General features: G+C 69.7%; 15 protein-coding genes and 1 tRNA gene. 9 read left to right on the top strand and 7 right to left on the bottom strand.

The annotated features are described in order from the left end of the window. Nucleotides 1–121: 121 nt before the first annotated feature. From FHR33_RS37165 to FHR33_RS37155, 3 genes are read left to right on the top strand one after another with little or no spacing between them, the layout of a single operon-like run. Entirely contained in the window at nucleotides 122–1018 is an 897-nt protein-coding gene (locus FHR33_RS37165) for a dioxygenase family protein (RefSeq protein WP_221241402.1), read from the top strand. Beyond that, on the top strand, nucleotides 1015–1848 hold the full coding sequence (locus FHR33_RS37160) for a fumarylacetoacetate hydrolase family protein (protein WP_183658058.1): 834 nt from the start codon (nucleotides 1015–1017) through the stop codon (nucleotides 1846–1848). The genes FHR33_RS37165 and FHR33_RS37160 overlap by 4 nt, the downstream gene beginning before the upstream one ends. Further along, a complete protein-coding gene (locus FHR33_RS37155; protein ID WP_183658055.1) occupies nucleotides 1845–3482 on the top strand; it encodes an FAD-dependent monooxygenase in 1638 nt (545 codons plus the stop codon). The genes FHR33_RS37160 and FHR33_RS37155 overlap by 4 nt, the downstream gene beginning before the upstream one ends. A gap of 65 nt (nucleotides 3483–3547) precedes the next feature. Here FHR33_RS37155 and FHR33_RS37150 read toward each other — a convergent pair whose 3' ends face one another. Further along, nucleotides 3548–4390 carry a class I SAM-dependent methyltransferase gene (locus tag FHR33_RS37150; protein ID WP_183658052.1) on the bottom strand — a complete coding sequence of 281 codons (843 nt, stop codon included), beginning with the start codon at nucleotides 4388–4390 and terminating at the stop codon, nucleotides 3548–3550. A 337-nt stretch (nucleotides 4391–4727) separates the two neighbouring features. Between FHR33_RS37150 and FHR33_RS37145 the strand changes: the two genes are divergently transcribed. Continuing rightward, a complete protein-coding gene (locus FHR33_RS37145) occupies nucleotides 4728–5354 on the top strand; it encodes a hypothetical protein (protein WP_183658049.1) in 627 nt (208 codons plus the stop codon). 319 nt (nucleotides 5355–5673) lie between these two features. Continuing rightward, nucleotides 5674–6132: a DUF3995 domain-containing protein gene (locus FHR33_RS37140; RefSeq protein WP_183658046.1), complete on the top strand. Its 459-nt coding sequence runs from the start codon at nucleotides 5674–5676 to the stop codon at nucleotides 6130–6132. A gap of 239 nt (nucleotides 6133–6371) precedes the next feature. On the opposite strand, the gene FHR33_RS37135 is transcribed toward FHR33_RS37140, so the two are convergent. Together FHR33_RS37135 and FHR33_RS37130 are read right to left on the bottom strand one after the other, a co-directional pair. Beyond that, on the bottom strand, nucleotides 6372–7691 hold the full coding sequence (locus FHR33_RS37135; RefSeq protein ID WP_183658043.1) for a sensor histidine kinase: 1320 nt from the start codon (nucleotides 7689–7691) through the stop codon (nucleotides 6372–6374). A gap of 664 nt (nucleotides 7692–8355) precedes the next feature. Beyond that, a tRNA-Ile gene (locus FHR33_RS37130) sits at nucleotides 8356–8429 on the bottom strand. A 136-nt stretch (nucleotides 8430–8565) separates the two neighbouring features. Here FHR33_RS37130 and FHR33_RS37125 point away from each other — a divergent pair. Further along, nucleotides 8566–9093, top strand: coding sequence for a histidine phosphatase family protein (locus FHR33_RS37125; RefSeq protein ID WP_183658040.1), 528 nt, complete (start codon nucleotides 8566–8568; stop codon nucleotides 9091–9093). Nucleotides 9094–9354: 261 nt separating this feature from the next. Here FHR33_RS37125 and FHR33_RS37120 read toward each other — a convergent pair whose 3' ends face one another. Next, entirely contained in the window at nucleotides 9355–9519 is a 165-nt protein-coding gene (locus tag FHR33_RS37120) for a hypothetical protein (protein WP_183658038.1), read from the bottom strand. A gap of 30 nt (nucleotides 9520–9549) precedes the next feature. Next, nucleotides 9550–12036: a PEP/pyruvate-binding domain-containing protein gene (locus FHR33_RS52945; RefSeq protein WP_183658035.1), complete on the bottom strand. Its 2487-nt coding sequence runs from the start codon at nucleotides 12034–12036 to the stop codon at nucleotides 9550–9552. Between the two features lie 136 nt (nucleotides 12037–12172). Between FHR33_RS52945 and FHR33_RS37110 the strand changes: the two genes are divergently transcribed. Beyond that, nucleotides 12173–12721: a hypothetical protein gene (locus FHR33_RS37110; RefSeq protein WP_312895893.1), complete on the top strand. Its 549-nt coding sequence runs from the start codon at nucleotides 12173–12175 to the stop codon at nucleotides 12719–12721. Here the strand turns inward: FHR33_RS37110 and FHR33_RS37105 are convergent. Further along, complete coding sequence (locus tag FHR33_RS37105; protein WP_183658028.1) at nucleotides 12718–13221, bottom strand: DinB family protein; 504 nt, start codon at nucleotides 13219–13221, stop codon at nucleotides 12718–12720. The genes FHR33_RS37110 and FHR33_RS37105 overlap by 4 nt on opposite strands. Before the next feature lie 41 nt (nucleotides 13222–13262). Between FHR33_RS37105 and FHR33_RS37100 the strand changes: the two genes are divergently transcribed. Then, nucleotides 13263–13640, top strand: coding sequence for a hypothetical protein (locus tag FHR33_RS37100; RefSeq protein WP_183658025.1), 378 nt, complete (start codon nucleotides 13263–13265; stop codon nucleotides 13638–13640). 79 nt (nucleotides 13641–13719) lie between these two features. After that, on the top strand, nucleotides 13720–14394 hold the full coding sequence (locus tag FHR33_RS37095; protein WP_183658022.1) for a DUF6766 family protein: 675 nt from the start codon (nucleotides 13720–13722) through the stop codon (nucleotides 14392–14394). Here FHR33_RS37095 and FHR33_RS37090 read toward each other — a convergent pair. Continuing rightward, nucleotides 14328–15149 (bottom strand): 1-aminocyclopropane-1-carboxylate deaminase/D-cysteine desulfhydrase, encoded by an 822-nt coding sequence (locus FHR33_RS37090; RefSeq protein WP_183658019.1) that lies wholly within the window; start codon nucleotides 15147–15149, stop codon nucleotides 14328–14330. The two genes, FHR33_RS37095 and FHR33_RS37090, sit on opposite strands and share 67 nt — an antisense overlap. Between the last annotated feature and the right edge of the window lie 35 nt (nucleotides 15150–15184).

The following is a 15184-nucleotide window of genomic DNA, read 5'->3' as shown; positions in this document are numbered from 1 at the left end:
GCGGGTGAAGGCCGCCGTGGATGCTGGTGGCGCGTCTCCTCGGTACGACGCCGGGTGGCGCGCCGTCCATCCGCCTGGACCTCGCGCGCGGGCTCGGGCGGCCTACCTCCAGGAGGATCCCGTGACCTCACCCGGCGACGTGCGGGAGGAGCGGCTCGACGCTCTGCTGACCGCCGTCATCGATCAGCTGAACAGCACAGACCCGCGGCTCAACGACGTGATGGAGTCGCTGGTACGCCATCTGCACGCCTTCGTTCGTGAGACGCGCCCGACCGAATCGGAGTGGCTGACCGGGATCGACTTCCTCGTCCGCACCGGCCAGACCTGCACCGAGCACCGCAACGAGTTCATCCTGCTGGCCGACACGCTCGGGCTGACCACCGCCGTGGACGACGTCAACCACGCCGGCCCTGCCGGCGCCACGCCGTCCTCGGTCGAGGGTCCTTTCCACTCCCCCGCGCCCGCGCGGGAGAACGGGGCATGGATCTCCACCGGCCCTGAACGGCAGCGCGGCGATGTCATGGTCGTGCGCGGCAGGGTGACCGACACCAGTGGCAAGCCGATCGAGCGGGCCACCGTCGACATCTGGCAGGCCGACGACGCCGGGCGCTACGACACCCAGGACCCGGCGCAGGAACCTGGAAACCTGCGCGGCCTGTTCACCACCGACGCCGACGGGGCCTACTGGTTCCGCAGCATCATCCCGTCCAGCTATCCGGTGCCCACCGACGGACCAGGTGGAGAACTGCTGACCGCGCTCGGCCGCCACGCGATGCGCCCGGCCCATATCCACTACCGCGTGGAGGCTTTCGGGCATCGGCCGGTGACCACGCACGTCTTCGTGTCCGGTGACGAGTACCTCGACGCCGACGCGGCCTTCGCGGTCAAGGACGAGCTCGTCGTCGCCCCCGTCAGGGAGACCGATCCCGAGCGCGCCGTGGCCTTCGGCGTCGACGTCCCGTTCGCCGACTTTGTCTTCGACGTCCGGCTGCTGCCGCTCGGCGAGGTGATCGCGTGAAGCTCGTCGGCATCCGCACCGGGCGGCGGGTGGACGTCGCCGTCCAGATCGGGGACGCCGTGACCGTGATCGCCGAGGTCGGCCATTTCTACGCCGACCTGGAGCGATGGCTCGCAGTCGCGCGCCAGGCGACCGCGGGAGAGGTTCCGGTCGCCGAGGTGGAGCTGGCCCCGCCGGTGCCTGCCTCGGCCCGGGTCATCTGCATCGGTCTGAACTACCGGGCGCACGCCGCCGAGGGTGGTTTCGTCCCGCCTGAGCATCCGACCGTCTTCGGCCGCTGGGTCGCCTCACTCACCGTGGGTGAGACGGCGGCGCCGGTGCCCGCCAACGAGCCTGGCCTGGACTGGGAGGGGGAGGTCGCCGCCGTCGTCGGGCGAAGGCTCACCGACGTCGACGCGGAGACGGCGGCCGGCGCGGTCCTCGGCTACGCGGCGTTCAACGATCTCACCGCCCGCACGGCGCAGAAGCTCACCACTCAGTGGACGCTCGGGAAGAACGGGGACCGCAGTGGCCCGATGGGCCCGCTGGTCACGGCCGACGAGGTCGGCGACCTCGCCGACGGTCTGCGGGTGCGAACCCGCGTCAACGGGCAGACCGTCCAGGACGGCAACACGCGAGACATGATCTTCGGCATCGGGGAGCTGCTGTCCAGGATCAGCCGCACCTTTACCCTGAACCCGGGCGACGTCATCGCCACAGGGACGCCGGAGGGCGTGGGATACGTCCGGACGCCGCCGTGGCTGCTGCGGCCAGGGGACGTGGTCGAGGTGGAGATCGACCGGCTCGGCGTGCTGCGCACCCCGATCGTCTCCTCGGAGGCGCGGCCGTGACGATCGTCCCTTCCCAGGTGCCCGTCCTCATCGCCGGTGGCGGGCCGAGCGGCCTGGCCGCCGGGATCGAGCTGGGCCGGCGCGGCGTCGAGGTATGCGTGGTCGAGCCGCGAACGACGCTCGACCCGCTGCGCCCTCGCGCGAAGACCACCAGCGTGCGGACGATGGAGCATCTGCGCCGCTGGGGACTGGCCGACCGGCTGCGATCGCGTGCGGCGCTGCCGGTGGCGTACGCGCAGGACGTCGTCTTCTGCACCGGCCTGTTCGGACACGAGATCACTCGCTTCCCCGAGGCCTTCGGTCTGTGGACGGAGCCGCGCGACATCGCCGCCGAAGCAGGGCAGCAGGTGGCGCAGCCGATCGTCGAAGAGCTCCTGCGTGAGGCGGCGGCGGCGCTGCCGTCCGTGACCCTGCTGGTCGGCTGGCGGGTCGACGCCGTCATCGACGGCCAGGACGGCGTGAGGGCCGAACTGGTCGGGCCCGACGGGCGACGTCGCGAGGTCCATGCGGAGTATCTGCTCGGCTGCGACGGCATCGCCGGCGTCAGCCGGTCGGCGATCGGCAGCCACTATGCGGGTTCATCAGGCGCGCTGCCCAACCTGAGCATCACCTTCCGCTCCAGGGAACTCGACGAACGGCCGCTGTGCGCGCTCGGCGTGCACTACTGGGTCATCGGCGCCGAGCGTGGCGGGCTCATGGGACGGCTGGACCTCGACGGCACCTGGTGGGCGATCGTGCAGGGCATCGACGTACAGGCCGAGGAGGCCGACCCCGTCGCGCTCGTGCGCACGCTGGCCGGCGCCGAGATCGATGTGGAGGTGCTCGCCACGGACCCGTGGTCGGCGCGCATGCTGCTGGCCGACCGCTACCGCGGCGAGCGGGTGTTCCTCGTCGGCGACGCCGCGCACCTCAACCCGCCGTGGGGCGGGCACGGGTTCAACACCTGCGTCGGCGACGCGGTGAACATCGGCTACAAGCTCGCGGCGGTGCTGCAGGGCTGGGCGCCTCCGTCGTTGCTGGACAGCTACGAGCTGGAGCGGCGGCCGGTCGCCGTGCGAACCATCGCCGCCGCCGGCGGCCAGGAGGCCTTCCTCGCCCCGTCCTTCGCGGCAGCCGAGCTCGACGACGACGGGACGGCCGGCCAGGTGCTGCGGGCCCAGCTCGCCGACGCCCTGCGGGGCAAGGATCCTGAGTTCCACAGCCTCGGGCTGGTACTCGGCTACGACTACGCGGACTCCCCCGTCGTCGTTCCCGACGGTCGCGGCCGCCCGGAGCCCGAACTGACCCGCTACCGGCCGTCGGCTCATCCAGGGGCGCGGCTGCCACACGTCTGGCTGTCCGACGGCAGCTCGCTGTACGACCTCCTCGGCGACTGGTTCACCCTGCTCCGGCTGTCGTCTCGGGCCGACCCGACGCCGCTCGTGACCGCCGCCACGGCCGCGGGCATCCCCTTGCGCGTCGTGGACCTCGGCCGTCTTCCCCGCCTGCGCGCGGTCTGCGAGGCCGATCTCGTCCTGGTCCGCCCCGACCAGCATGTCGCCTGGCGCGGCGACGTGGCGGCGGACCCCACCGAGGTGTGGACGCGCGTCACCGGCGGAGGCCAGGACAGGGACCCAGGAGGCGGTTCCAGTTAGGAGCTGCTTGTTGGCCCTGACACGGGCCCTTCTACACTGGGGCAGCTCATCGCCAGCCGATCCTCCTAGGCATGTCCCGGCGACGCGGTGACGATCCAGACGGAACCTGGAATGCGGACGCCGTCGGCGGTCTCGAACTCCGTGAGCGCGTCGTGCACGTCGGCACGGAGGCGAGCGACGGTCGCCGGATCGACATCGCGCAGGTTGTAGCGCGTCGGGCCCATGGCGAAGAGGAAGTCGACGGCGTCGTCCGCGTCGGCGCCGAAGGTCATGGGAGCCTCGACGGGGGCCACGTCGATGTCCACGAACCCTGTGGCGGCGAGCACCTGGCGGATGCGCGCAGGGTCGAGGAGCGACCCCATACCCCTGGCGGTGGGGGATGTCTCGCGCAGGAACGGCGAGAGCGCGGCGGTCGCACGGGTGTAGGGCCGGTCGGGACCTCCCGCTTGCGGGCCGAGGAACGCGAGCCGGCCGGTCGGCGCGAGCGCCCGCCTGAGGTGGGCGAAAGCCGCGATGTGGTCGGCGAAGAACATGACGCCGCCACGGCTGAGGACGACGTCGAACGCCCGGTCGGCGAACGGATGCACCTGGGCGTCGCCCTGTTCGAAGGTGACGTTGCGAAGGCCTTCCGCGGCGGCGTCCCGGCGTGCGCGCTCCAACATGGGGGCCGACAGGTCGATTCCGACGGCGCTTCCGTCGCGGGCCTGCTGTGCGGCGAGACGGGTCGTCTGGCCGGTGCCGCAGCCGACGTCGAGAACCCGGTCGTGGGCCGTGATGCCCGCGGCGGCGAACAGGGGCGCGTTGAACGCGTCGAGCATGGCGTTGTAGCGCTCGGGATGTTCGGCCCAGTGGATGCCCTCCCAGTCGTTCCACGCCTCTGCCTGCTGGTGGTTGGCGATGCTCTTCATTGCTCGACCTCAATTCACTAAAGTCTGTCTCTAAAGTGAGACTCTAGATATAGGCTCTATCGGTGTGTGAGTCAAGCCACGAGGGAAGCACCCGTCAGGGCTGGTGGCGGCGCTCTCCGGCTGCTTAGCTGGATAGTGGGCAGCCTGCGGCCGCGCTCTCTACGAGCGGCACCTGTCGTCATCGGCCGCGGCCTGCCGAGACCGCTGCCTCGCAGCACGACCGATCCGGATCGGCCTCCGTCCGGGAAAGGCTGCGAGGCGGACGGTCCTACCCGGCCCTGCGGCCTGCGTCCCCGCCGTCACCCCCCGGCAGCCAGAGCCATGACGTTGGAGCTTCGTGATCGGTACGCTGCTCGTCATGGGAGACGGTGAGGCATCTCTGCGGCTCGAAGACGTCACGTCGGCGTTGGAGACGACCCTCACCGCCCTGAGGGCTGTGGGGGCCGACCTGCCGTACCGCGTGGGTGGCACCAGTGCCGCCCTGCTGCAAGGTGTTCACCTTCCCGCCGGAGACGTCGACCTCCTGGCAGCTCGACGGGAGGACGTGGACACTGTCGCCGCCGCTCTCTCGTCCTTTCCCTGCCTGTATGCGGCATCGTGGCTCCCCGAGACTTCGCAGTATTTCGCCAGGTACGAGGTGAACGGGGTCGTTGTAGAGATCAGCACGGTCGAGCAGGAGGTCGACTCCGACGGGATGGAGTGCGTGGGCCGTGGCCCGTGGCAGCACTACGCCCTGATCACGTGTGGCCCGTATCGCGTTCCTGTGGTTCGTCTGGAACTACGGTTGGCCACAGAGCTCCTGCGTGATCGGCCCGATCGCTACGAACCCCTCCTCGACCACATGGCGGCGCAGGGGTTCGATGCCGATCTTCTGGACAGAGCCATGACCGCTCGCGGCCTTTCGGCGGAACGACAGCGCCTGGTGCACGACCGCCTCAACCCTTCCTCTCCCCGCTCCCGCTAACTGCCAAGAATCGGCGACTCGCGCCGCTCACCGCCTCAACAGGCCGCTCCACCCGCCACCCCTGGCTGTCGCGCCCGGATGCGAGGGCGCGCTGTCGGCCCGTGCCGTATACGTGCGAGAACCAGGCCCTTGAACCCTCCTCGTTCCCCCACTTTGACCTACATACGTGCATGTACGTAGGCTGCTCGCCGTGAAGAGAAACACTGCTGACAGGAAGAGCGTTCGCCTCGCCAAAGCCGCCGACTGGATCGCCGGTCGTCGTCGCGTTGCTGGAGCGCCGCACCCTCCGATCGCTGGTCGCGGCGGAAGGGGAACGATCATGCCCCTGACGAAACTCGCCGGGGGCGCGGCCATGCTCGGCCTCGGCGCCGCCGCGGCCCTGCACGTCGTCTGGGTCTTCTCCCCATGGCCGTTCGACGACCTCGAGGACTTCACCCGCACGATCGCCGGCGTGTCCGAAGCCGAGGCCCCCAGCGCCGCGGCCACCGGCTCCGTGGCCGTGGCCCTCGGGGCGGCGGCCTATCTCGTCGCCGCCCAAGCGGACCTGGCACCGCGCCTGCTGCCGAGTCAGCTCACACGCCTGGGCACGGCAACCGTCGCAGGCGTGCTCCTGCTCCGAGGTGGCGCGGGCTTGGTCACCTCCGGGTTCGCCGCCAAGTCCACCACCTTCACCCGCTGGGACCTGGCGCTGTACTCCCCGCTCTGCCTGACCCTCGGCGCCCTCGCCGCCTACGTTGCCAAGAACACTGAGAAGGCCGGAGCGGAGCAGGAGGGTTGAGGAAGCTCTCTACGAGATCGTGCGCTAAGCGTTCGGAGCCGCCGACACTGGTTTGGCCTGGGGTTATTCACCGCTGCGCACGCGCGACTGCCCCGCCGATGCCCCCGACCGTGCAAACCGTACGAACTCCGCGTCTTACGATGGCCCTCTGGTCGGCGACCGGTGCCGCGGAGGGTCTTCTGCTCGCCACGAGCTGGAACGCGTCCGCCGCGGTTCGCCGAACATCTTCCAACCCCGTATCAAGCAGCACCGCCGGGAAGGCGGAGGACAAAGCATGCGCCGGCGCGGCTGTCGGCGAGGGTCAGGGATCCGTCGTGATCATGAATGATCTCTCGCGAGATGGCCAGGCCGAGACCGCTCCCACCGGGATCACGTCGTCGGCCCCCCTCCAGCCGGACGAACCGCTCGAAAATGCGTTCTCGACTCTCCGCTGGGACGCCTTCGCCATCGTCCTGGACCTCGACGACGACGGCATCATCACCGTCACCGAGCACTCTCACCTCGACGGCGGACCTGGCGTGCCGGGCTGCGTTGTCCAGCAGGTTGGTGATCACTCGGCTGATCCCGATACGGTTGGCGTGAACGTTCACCTGGTCGTCCGCTTTGACCGTGATGGGCACTCGTCGAGGCCGGCGCGCCACCTCCTGCCGGAGGACAGCCGCCAGATCGAACCGCTCGGTCTCAAGAGAGATGCTCGCCTCACGGCGGGCAAGAACCAGCAGATCTTCGACGATGTTCTGCAGGCGCTCCGTAGCCGCCAGCGCGCCTTGGATGAGAGCGGCAGGATCAGTATCTTCCGGACACATCGCCGCGGCTTCCAACCCGGTTTGCAGGCCGGTGATGGGGCTGCGTAGCTCGTGAGAGACGTCAGAGACGAACCTCCGCTGCTGCTCGACCGCCCGTTCCAAGCGGTCAAGCGTGGCGTTGACGCTCACGGTGAGCCGCTGGATCTCATCAATGGGGGTGGGGACGGGCACACGGCGATGCAGGTCCGTCGCCGTGACGATCTGGTCCATCTCGGTGCGGATCGCCCTCACCGGCTCCAGCGTCCGGCCCACCGACCACCACATGGTGACACCACGCAGCACGACAGTCGCCAGTGCGGCGACCCCGAACAGCAGCGCCCATCCCGGGCGCGGCAGCAGACCCGGTTCCGGCATGGCTGCGATGACCACGAACGGCGTCCCGCCGAGGAAGAAGCGAAAGGACATGGCCAGCAGGCAAGGACTGCGGGCGTCCGGGTAACCGCATACTGAGCTCTCCTGCCGAAGATCCAGCGGAGGGGGAGGCTTTGCCGGTATGGGTTTCCGCCCCGCGATCGCTTCACTGGCAGCGACCACCTGGCCCCGCTGATCGAGTATCTGGGCGATCTCCTCCGCCCGGGGCGTGCTGAGGGGGTTGACCAGACGGCCGGCCTCAGCGTCCACGATAATACGGTGCGCGATCTTGCTGACGTCCTGCCGTGCCACGTCCATCGCATCCTGCCTGACAAGCACCAGGAGAACCGCATACAGCGCACCAGCCAGCAACCCGGTCACCAACATCGCGGTGACTGACATCCTGACCTGAATGGGCCAATCCCGTGGCGATCGCATCGCTCTAACGGGCCCGGTGTGCCGAGCCCGTTCTTCGAATAAGTTTCATCAGTTCCCCCGAGTTGCAACAACACCATAGTGACCCCTGCTGCGGCCGGAAAGGAACACCGCGCTCCAGCCAAGCCGGGTAGCGGGGAGAGTTACCGGACGCGCTCATGCTTCGCGGCAGCCAGACCTGCCGACCGCACATCTCGATGAGCGCAACCGGCCGATCCGCATGACGCCCGAGAACCTCGACGAGGCATCACCCCAGCCAAGCCCCCTTGCCCATAGGAGCGTCAGGCCCACCTCAGCTACCTACGGCCCCTGGGAAGCGGCCGAGCGAGCCGGGCACGGCGGAGACGTCCTGTTGCGCCTCTACGCCAAGTGCATCGACGGTCAACGTGAGGTCGCCAACCGGCGCATACTCAAGGCTCTCGCCGCATGACAGTCCTGCCCAAAGGACCTCGGGACTCCCCCGAGGTCCTTTGGCATGCAGCGAGAATGCCGATGCCGACCTGCGGAAACGCGCCAAGATTCATTCCGCGTATATTCCGCGACCACTGGCATGCGGCTGCCGCCGCATGGGTGGCGCACACTGGATGAGGCAGAAACCCCAGTTAAACGCGGGATTCCTGGTCAATCTGAGTAGGGCGGGTGGGACTTGAACCCACGACCCACGGATTATGAGTCCGATGCTCTGACCAGCTGAGCTACCGCCCCCTGCGAGAGTGCAGTCTCCCATAAATTCGCGCGCTTGCCAGCATAGATCGCCCTCGTCCCCAACCGCCTTCACTCACCGCGAAACGCCGACCGCGGGCCGTTCCCGTCACCCAGGAACCACTCTAAGGTCGTCCAAGTGGCGATCAAGCTGATCTACGAGACCCATTCGATCACCGTCGACAACGAGGCCGGCATCGCGACCGGCTGGCTGCCTGGCGAGCTGTCCGAGGCCGGCAGGGTGGAGGCGGCCAGGCTGGGCGAGCGCAGGCGTTCGGGCGTCGACGTGGTCTACAGCTCCGATCTGCGCAGGGCCGTGCAGACCGCGCGGATCGCCTTTCCCGGCCGTGAGATCAGGTTGGACGCGCGGCTGCGGGAGTGCGACTACGGGCTCGGCAACGGCAGGCCCGTCGCGGAGCTGGCGCCGCTGAGGAGGGCGCACATCCGCCAGCCGTGGCCCGAGGGGCAGAGCTACGAGCAGGTCGTGGCGGCGACGGAGGAGTTCCTGGGCGAGTTGCGGGCGCAGTGGGAGGGGCGGACCGTCCTGGTCGTCTCCCACTCGGCCAACCGGTGGGCGTTGCAGCATCTGCTGGAGGGTGCGCCGCTGGAGGAGCTGGTGGACGCGCCCTTCGCCTGGCAACCCGGGTGGGAGTACACGCTCTCGTGAGGCGCTGGTCATGCTCTTCCCCGGCCGGGCCGAGGCGACGATCCGGTGGAGATGAGTGGGAATGGATGCCGCCCGAAGGTGGTTACATCCTTCGTGGCCGGTGTGCCCAGTGTCCCCGGGCCTCACCTATTGCCTTCACGGAATACCGTTCGGCTGGAGCCGTGTTGTGCCCTTCGCCGAGAGGCGACACGCACACCGGTTCGCACACGTGGAAGACGCCCGTCCGATCTGCTGATCGGACGGGCGTCTTCTCGTTGGCGGTCAGCCCGTGTCGCTGGCGTTCCAGGTCATCGACTGCCACCGCACGGGATCCAGGAAGCGCCGGGATTTCGTCCACACCTCGAAGGGGGTCTCCTTCGCGAGATCCTCCCGAGCTCTCCTGTAGGCCTCACATCTGGCTTCGAGCTCCCGCTCCTCCTCTGTCATGCCCGGCATCCTGACCGAGGAGCGGGGCCGTCATCCCCGACTTGGCAGAACCTCGACCGTTCCTCGCTCGCCGTCGACCCTGACGCGGTCGCCGTCCTTGATCCGCATCGTGGCGTTGCCGGTGCCGACCACGGCCGGGATGCCGAGCTCGCGGGCGACGATGGAGGCGTGGGAGAGCGGCGCGCCCATGTCGGTGACCACGGCGGCGGCGCGGGGGAACATCGGGGTCCAGCCGATGTTGGTCAGCGTCGTCACCAGGACCTCGCCCTGCTTCAGCCGGTCGCCTTCCTCGGGTCCCGCGATGACCCTCGCGGTGCCCTCGACCACACCGGGCGCGCCGGGGAAGCCGGTGACCTCGCCGCCGGCCTCCACGGTGACTCCGCGCGCGTCGTAGATGTCGGTCCGCCTGTCGGCTGAGGCTGCCCAGCGCACCGGGTCGAAGTACCCCACGATCAGCGCCGGGTACGGCGGAAGCGCCGCGTAGCGCTCGTAGGTGGCTCGCCGCACCGCGACCCTGGACGGCCGGCCGCCGCGCAGGACGTCCAGGATCTCCTCGACAGGCAGGAAGAACAGGTCGTCGCCGTGGCCCGTCAGCGTGCCCGCCTTCAGGACGAAAGCCCGCAACGCCCAGAAGGCGCGGATCACCTCCGAGCGCGTGGACTCCCGATCGCGCACGACGGCGTTCCATCGGGCCACCCGCGCCCGCATCGGGACGACTTGGCGAGGGTGGCGCCTGGCGAACCTCGCCCACGCCGCGTCGCGCGCGGCGGCCTGCCTGCGCAGCAGCTCCCCGGTGTCGGCGTGGGCGCCGGACAGCCCCGCCAGCTGCGCGTCGATCCAGGCGTGGTCCTCGCCGGGGCGGGGAGCGGAGACCTCGAACTCGTGCGGGCCCCGATGCCCGTAGGCGCGGGCGAACTCGTCGCGGGTGATCTCGCGCCTGGCCAGCCGGTCAAGGCCCATGATCGGGCCCATGCTGGCCAGCTCGCCGTCGGCGTTGACGCCGGTCAGCATGGCCTCGGCGTCGAGCTCGCCGGCCATCCTGCGCAGCCTGTCGCGGGTCCAGACGAGCGTGGCGCCGCCCTGCCGTCCTGCCGCCTCCAGCATCCGGCAGGCGGTGACGAAGTAGGGCAGGAGCTCCCTCTCCCACAGTCGCGCCAGCTCGGCGGGGCTCTCCACGGCTTCGATGCGGGCGCGCAGCTCCTCGTTGCGCCGCCGCGCCGTGGCCAGGAAGCCCTGCATGTCCTTGAGGTTGGCGGCGACGCGCTTCCTGATGCGCAGCGCCATCGGCAGCACAGCCTTGATGATCTTCCAGCGCGAGACCCTGACCATGGGCACGTTCAGGCCGGGCGGGATCTTACCGAAGACCTGCTCCACGGCGCTGAGCCTGGAGCCCATGCCGAGGGCCCTGGCGACGGAGACGGTGACGCCGAGGTTCATGTAGAAGCGACCGCCGATGTTGCCGACCAGGTCGAAGCCGGGCAGCGTGGAGGCCGACATCGCCTCGTGGATGAAGAGCTGGACGAAGGACCAGGTGGCGGGGGTCATCACGTCGGGGATGGCCTCGCCGAGGTTGCCCGCCGTCCACAGGTGGTCGCCCCTGCGGCTGTCGTTCCACTCCTCGACCTCCTCCTGGAGGCCGGTGACGGGACGGGCCTGGAGGATGAACAGCTCGCCGTCGAGTGCCGCCCACTCCACGTCCATCGGCGTGCCGTACAGGCGCTGGATGCGGTCGCCCAGCCCGGCCAGCCGTACGGCCTGAGCCTCGGCGAGCACGGGCAGCCGGCGCCTTTCCATGGGGACGGGCCGCTGCGCCGTGCCGTCGGGGGTGCGGACGGTCATGACCGTCTTGTCGGCCACGCGCTCCTCGACCACCCTGCCCTGCCTGATCACGAGAGAGTCGGGCGTGACCTGGCCGCCGACCACCGCCTCGCCGAGGCCCCACGCCGCGTTGACGACGATCTCGTCCCTGACGCCGTTGACCGGGTTGGCGGTGAACATGACGCCCGCGGCGTCGGCCGCCACCAGCTTCTGGACGACGACGGCGAGCGCGACGTCGTCGTGGGAGACCCGGTTGCGTGTGCGGTAGGCGATCGCGCGCTCGGTCCAGAGCGAGGCCCAGCACCGCCTGACCGCGTCGAGCAGGGCGGCCCCGCGAACGTTCAGGTAGGTGTCCTGCTGCCCCGCGAAGGACATGCCCGGCAGGTCCTCGGCGGTGGCCGACGAGCGGACCGCGACGGGCACGTCGTCGCCGAGCGCCTGGTAGGCCGTCATGACGGCCCTCGCGCTCTGCTCAGGCATCTCGTGCCGGGCGAAGAGGTCGGCGATCTTCGCGGGCTCGTCGAGGGCGGCCAGGATGCGGTCGCGGAAGGGGGCGACGAACTCTCGGTAGGCGTCGGTGGTGATGTGGAAGCCGTCGGGCACCGGCAGCCCCGCCCTGGCCAGGCGAGCGAGGGACGCGCCCTTGCCGCCCACGGTCTCCGGTGCGGCCGCGGTGTCGTCGAGAGGAAGAACCCTCACGTCGGATACTTCTTGGAGCCGAGCGAGGCGCGCAGTTCGGCCTGCGCGACCTCCTCGGCGGCGTCGAGGAATGTACCTATCTGGTCATTCAACTGCTACTGCCTCGCGGCGCGGTGGGGCGGCGTACCTTGGACGGGTGGCAAAGGCGTTCTGGATCGACCAGGAACTCGACAGGGACAGGGACGGCCGTTACGGCGCCCACGTCCGCAAGCACGTCGAGGAGTTCGCCGACTCCTTCGGCGACATCGCCCCCGTGACGTTCGCCTGCATCGCCTGGCGGATGGCGGTGCCGCCCTCGATCTCGCCGGGTCACGTCCGATGGGACCGGCGCGTCCTTGAGGCGAGCTGCGTGCGCAACACCTGGGACGGCACGCTCACCGCGGAGGTGCGTATGGTCTCCCCGCTGCCCGAGCAGCTGACCAGTTCGCGCGAGTGGTGGAGGGACAGGGGCTGGCGCGGCTGGCAGGAGATCTTCGGCCAGTACGTCGAGCCCACCCAGGAGGACCTCACCCGCGGCCCGTTCATGCGCGCCTCCCTCCTGGTGCAGGCGCCCATCCCGCTGGAGGAGCTGCCGCCGGCCCCTCAGGGCCCGCACGACGGAGTGGAGGAGGCGGCGCACCGGGCGCTCGCGGTGCTCGTCAAGGAGCTCAACGCGCTGCTCGCGCCCGTTCTCGACCGCTTCTAGCCGCCCTTCACCCCGTCGACCAGCTCCCTCACGATGTCGAGGTGGCCGTTGTGCCTGGAGGTCTCCTCGATGAGGTGGCCGATCACCCAGCGCAGCGTGAAGTGGTCCCCGTGGCGGCCCTTGCCTGCCGACAGCGCGTCGAGGTCGTGGCCGGCGATCTTCTCGTCGATCTCGGCGCAGGCGCGCGTGTAGTCGGCGACCACCTCGGCGAGGCTCAAGGAGGGGTCGGGCTCGAAGTCCTTGTCGGGACTCTCCTCCGTCCACGGCGCGCGCTCCGCCTCCCCGAGGAAGACGACCTCGAACCACCAGTGCTCCACCCATCGCAGGTGGCCGATCAGCCCCGCGACGGACATCAGCGGAGAGGCCGGCAGCGGCGCCCTGCGCGCCGCCTCGTCGCTCATGCCCTCGCACTTGGCCACCGCCGTCGCCCTGGCGTAGGCGAGGAACGTGTGCATGGTGGCCCGCTCGTCCCAGGTGGGGGGAACATCTGTTCTCTTCATTCCCATAGCTTCCCACCTGTCATTTTGGGTAGCTCCCGGCTATGAGAGCAGTCCTCCTTCTCTTCGCGCTGACCTTCGTCGCAGGATGTGCGGTTGACACGGGACCCCCTGCCCGTACGGCCGAGCGGTTCGCCACAGCGGTGACCTCGGGACAGGGTGACGCGGCCTGTGCGCTGCTGGCCGCCAGGACGGCGGCGCGGCTGCCCGACAGGGGACAGACCTGCGGGCAGGCGCTGAACGAGCTGAGACTGACGGGCGGTCCTGTGCTGTCGGTGTCACTGTGGGGTGACGAGGCGCAGGTCAGGCTCAACGGCGACACGCTCTTCCTGCACCGCTACGACGGCGGATGGCGGGTCAGGGCCGCGGGATGCACGCCCAAGGGTGAGAACCTCCCCTACGACTGCGAGGTGGACGACTGATGCGCACCGTCTTCGTCACCACCTTGGTCGTCATCGTCGTAGGTCTGAGCTGGTTCTTCGCCATGGGGCTGATGCACCGATGAAGAGATTTCTCAAAGAGAACTCCCTCTCCCTGTTCTTCCTGTTGATCTTCGCGCTCGCGCTGGTGGGGCAGGCGCTCGCCGGGCAGGCCAAGTTCAACGACCAGCAGCTCGTGGACGGCGGTCAGCCCATCTCGCTGGTGGAGTACGTCGCCACCTCCGACTTCGCGGTGGACGTGGCGGAGAACTGGCAGTCGGAGTACCTGCAGTTCCTGCTGTTCATCCTCGCGACGGTCTGGCTGGTGCAGCGGGGCTCCCCCGAGTCCAAGGAGCTCGGCAAGGAGGGCGGCGAGTCCGACGAGGACCAGCTCGTCGGCGAGCACGCCCGCCGCGACTCGCCCGCGTGGGCCACCGCGGGCGGGCTGCGCAAGGCGCTGATCAGCAACTCGCTGGGCTGGGTCATGGGCCTGGTGTTCGCGCTGTCGTGGCTGGCGCAGTCGGTGGCGGGCCTGGCGGCGGGCAACGCCGAGCGGCTCGCCGAGCTGCGCGACCCCGAGAGCTGGGGCGGCTACGTGACAGGACCCGAGTTCTGGAGCAGGACGCTGCAGAACTGGCAGTCGGAGTTCCTGGCCGTGGCCTCGATGGTGGCGCTGTCGATCTACCTGCGTCAGCGGGGCTCGGCCGAGTCGAAGCCGGTCGGCTCGCCCCACGACGCGACGGGTGTCGAGGGCTGACCCGTCACCACGGCGACGACGCGGGAGTTGGGCGCGAAGGCGCCGCGCCCGGCCAGGTCGAGGATCCCGTAGATCATCTTGGCCACGTAGACCTGCTCGTAGGCCTGGTCGAGCGCGGGAGAGGGCTTGGCGTAGCCGCCGAAGTGGTAGTCGAGGTTGAGCTCCCAGTTGGTCATGACGCGGCCGTAGGCCTCCCGCTGCAGCCGCGCCACCTCCTCACGCAGGAAGCCCGCGCCCTTGAGCACGGCGAAGCCCAGCGCCCGCCTGCCGGGGGCCAGCCCCGCGGAGATCCCCGCGAGCGTGCCGCCTGTACCCACGGGACAGCAGATCACGTCGTAGTCGAGGCCGATCTCTCCCGGCAGCTCCGCGCAGCCGCGCACGGCTGCCGCGTTGCTGCCGCCCTCGGGCAGGATCGTCACGTCCCCGAACCTGGCGCGCAGCCGCTCCAGCACCTCAGGGGTGTGCTTGAGGCGGTAGGCGGCCCGATCGAGGTAGACCAGGCGCATCCCGCACGCCCTGGCGTAGGCCAGCGAGGGGTTGAGCGGCAGGTGCTCCTCACCGCGCACCACGCCGATCGTCTCGAAGCCCCGCTCCATGCCCGCCCTGGCCAGCGCGCGCAGGTGGCCGGAGTAGGCGCCGCCGAAGCTCAGCACGCGGGCGGGGCCGAGGTTGTACTTGAGCTTGCGGGCCTTGTTGTCGTCATGCTTGAGGAAGAGCCGCACCGTGCCGAGACGGGGATCCGACATCTCCTCCATGGCGCTAGTCTACGGACGAACCGTTGTTGAGGAGT

The sequence above is a fragment of the Nonomuraea dietziae genome (assembly GCF_014195505.1).
Classification (GTDB): Bacteria; Actinomycetota; Actinomycetes; order Streptosporangiales; family Streptosporangiaceae; genus Nonomuraea; species Nonomuraea roseola.
The sequence above is the reverse complement of the archived record's forward strand: the minus strand, read 5'-3'. Positions and strand labels throughout refer to the sequence as shown.

Bases quoted from the DNA above. Each gene is read 5' to 3' on its own strand.
- FHR33_RS37150 (WP_183658052.1), bottom strand. From the start codon at position 4,390: ATGAAGAGCATCGCCAACCACCAGCAGGCAGAGGCGTGGAACGACTGG.
- FHR33_RS37140 (WP_183658046.1), top strand. From the start codon at position 5,674: ATGCCCCTGACGAAACTCGCCGGGGGCGCGGCCATGCTCGGCCTCGGC.
- FHR33_RS37135 (WP_183658043.1), bottom strand. From the start codon at position 7,691: ATGTCAGTCACCGCGATGTTGGTGACCGGGTTGCTGGCTGGTGCGCTG.
- FHR33_RS37120 (WP_183658038.1), bottom strand. From the start codon at position 9,519: ATGACAGAGGAGGAGCGGGAGCTCGAAGCCAGATGTGAGGCCTACAGG.
- FHR33_RS37105 (WP_183658028.1), bottom strand. From the start codon at position 13,221: ATGAAGAGAACAGATGTTCCCCCCACCTGGGACGAGCGGGCCACCATG.
- FHR33_RS37100 (WP_183658025.1), top strand. From the start codon at position 13,263: ATGAGAGCAGTCCTCCTTCTCTTCGCGCTGACCTTCGTCGCAGGATGT.
- FHR33_RS37095 (WP_183658022.1), top strand. From the start codon at position 13,720: ATGAAGAGATTTCTCAAAGAGAACTCCCTCTCCCTGTTCTTCCTGTTG.
- FHR33_RS37090 (WP_183658019.1), bottom strand. From the start codon at position 15,149: ATGGAGGAGATGTCGGATCCCCGTCTCGGCACGGTGCGGCTCTTCCTC.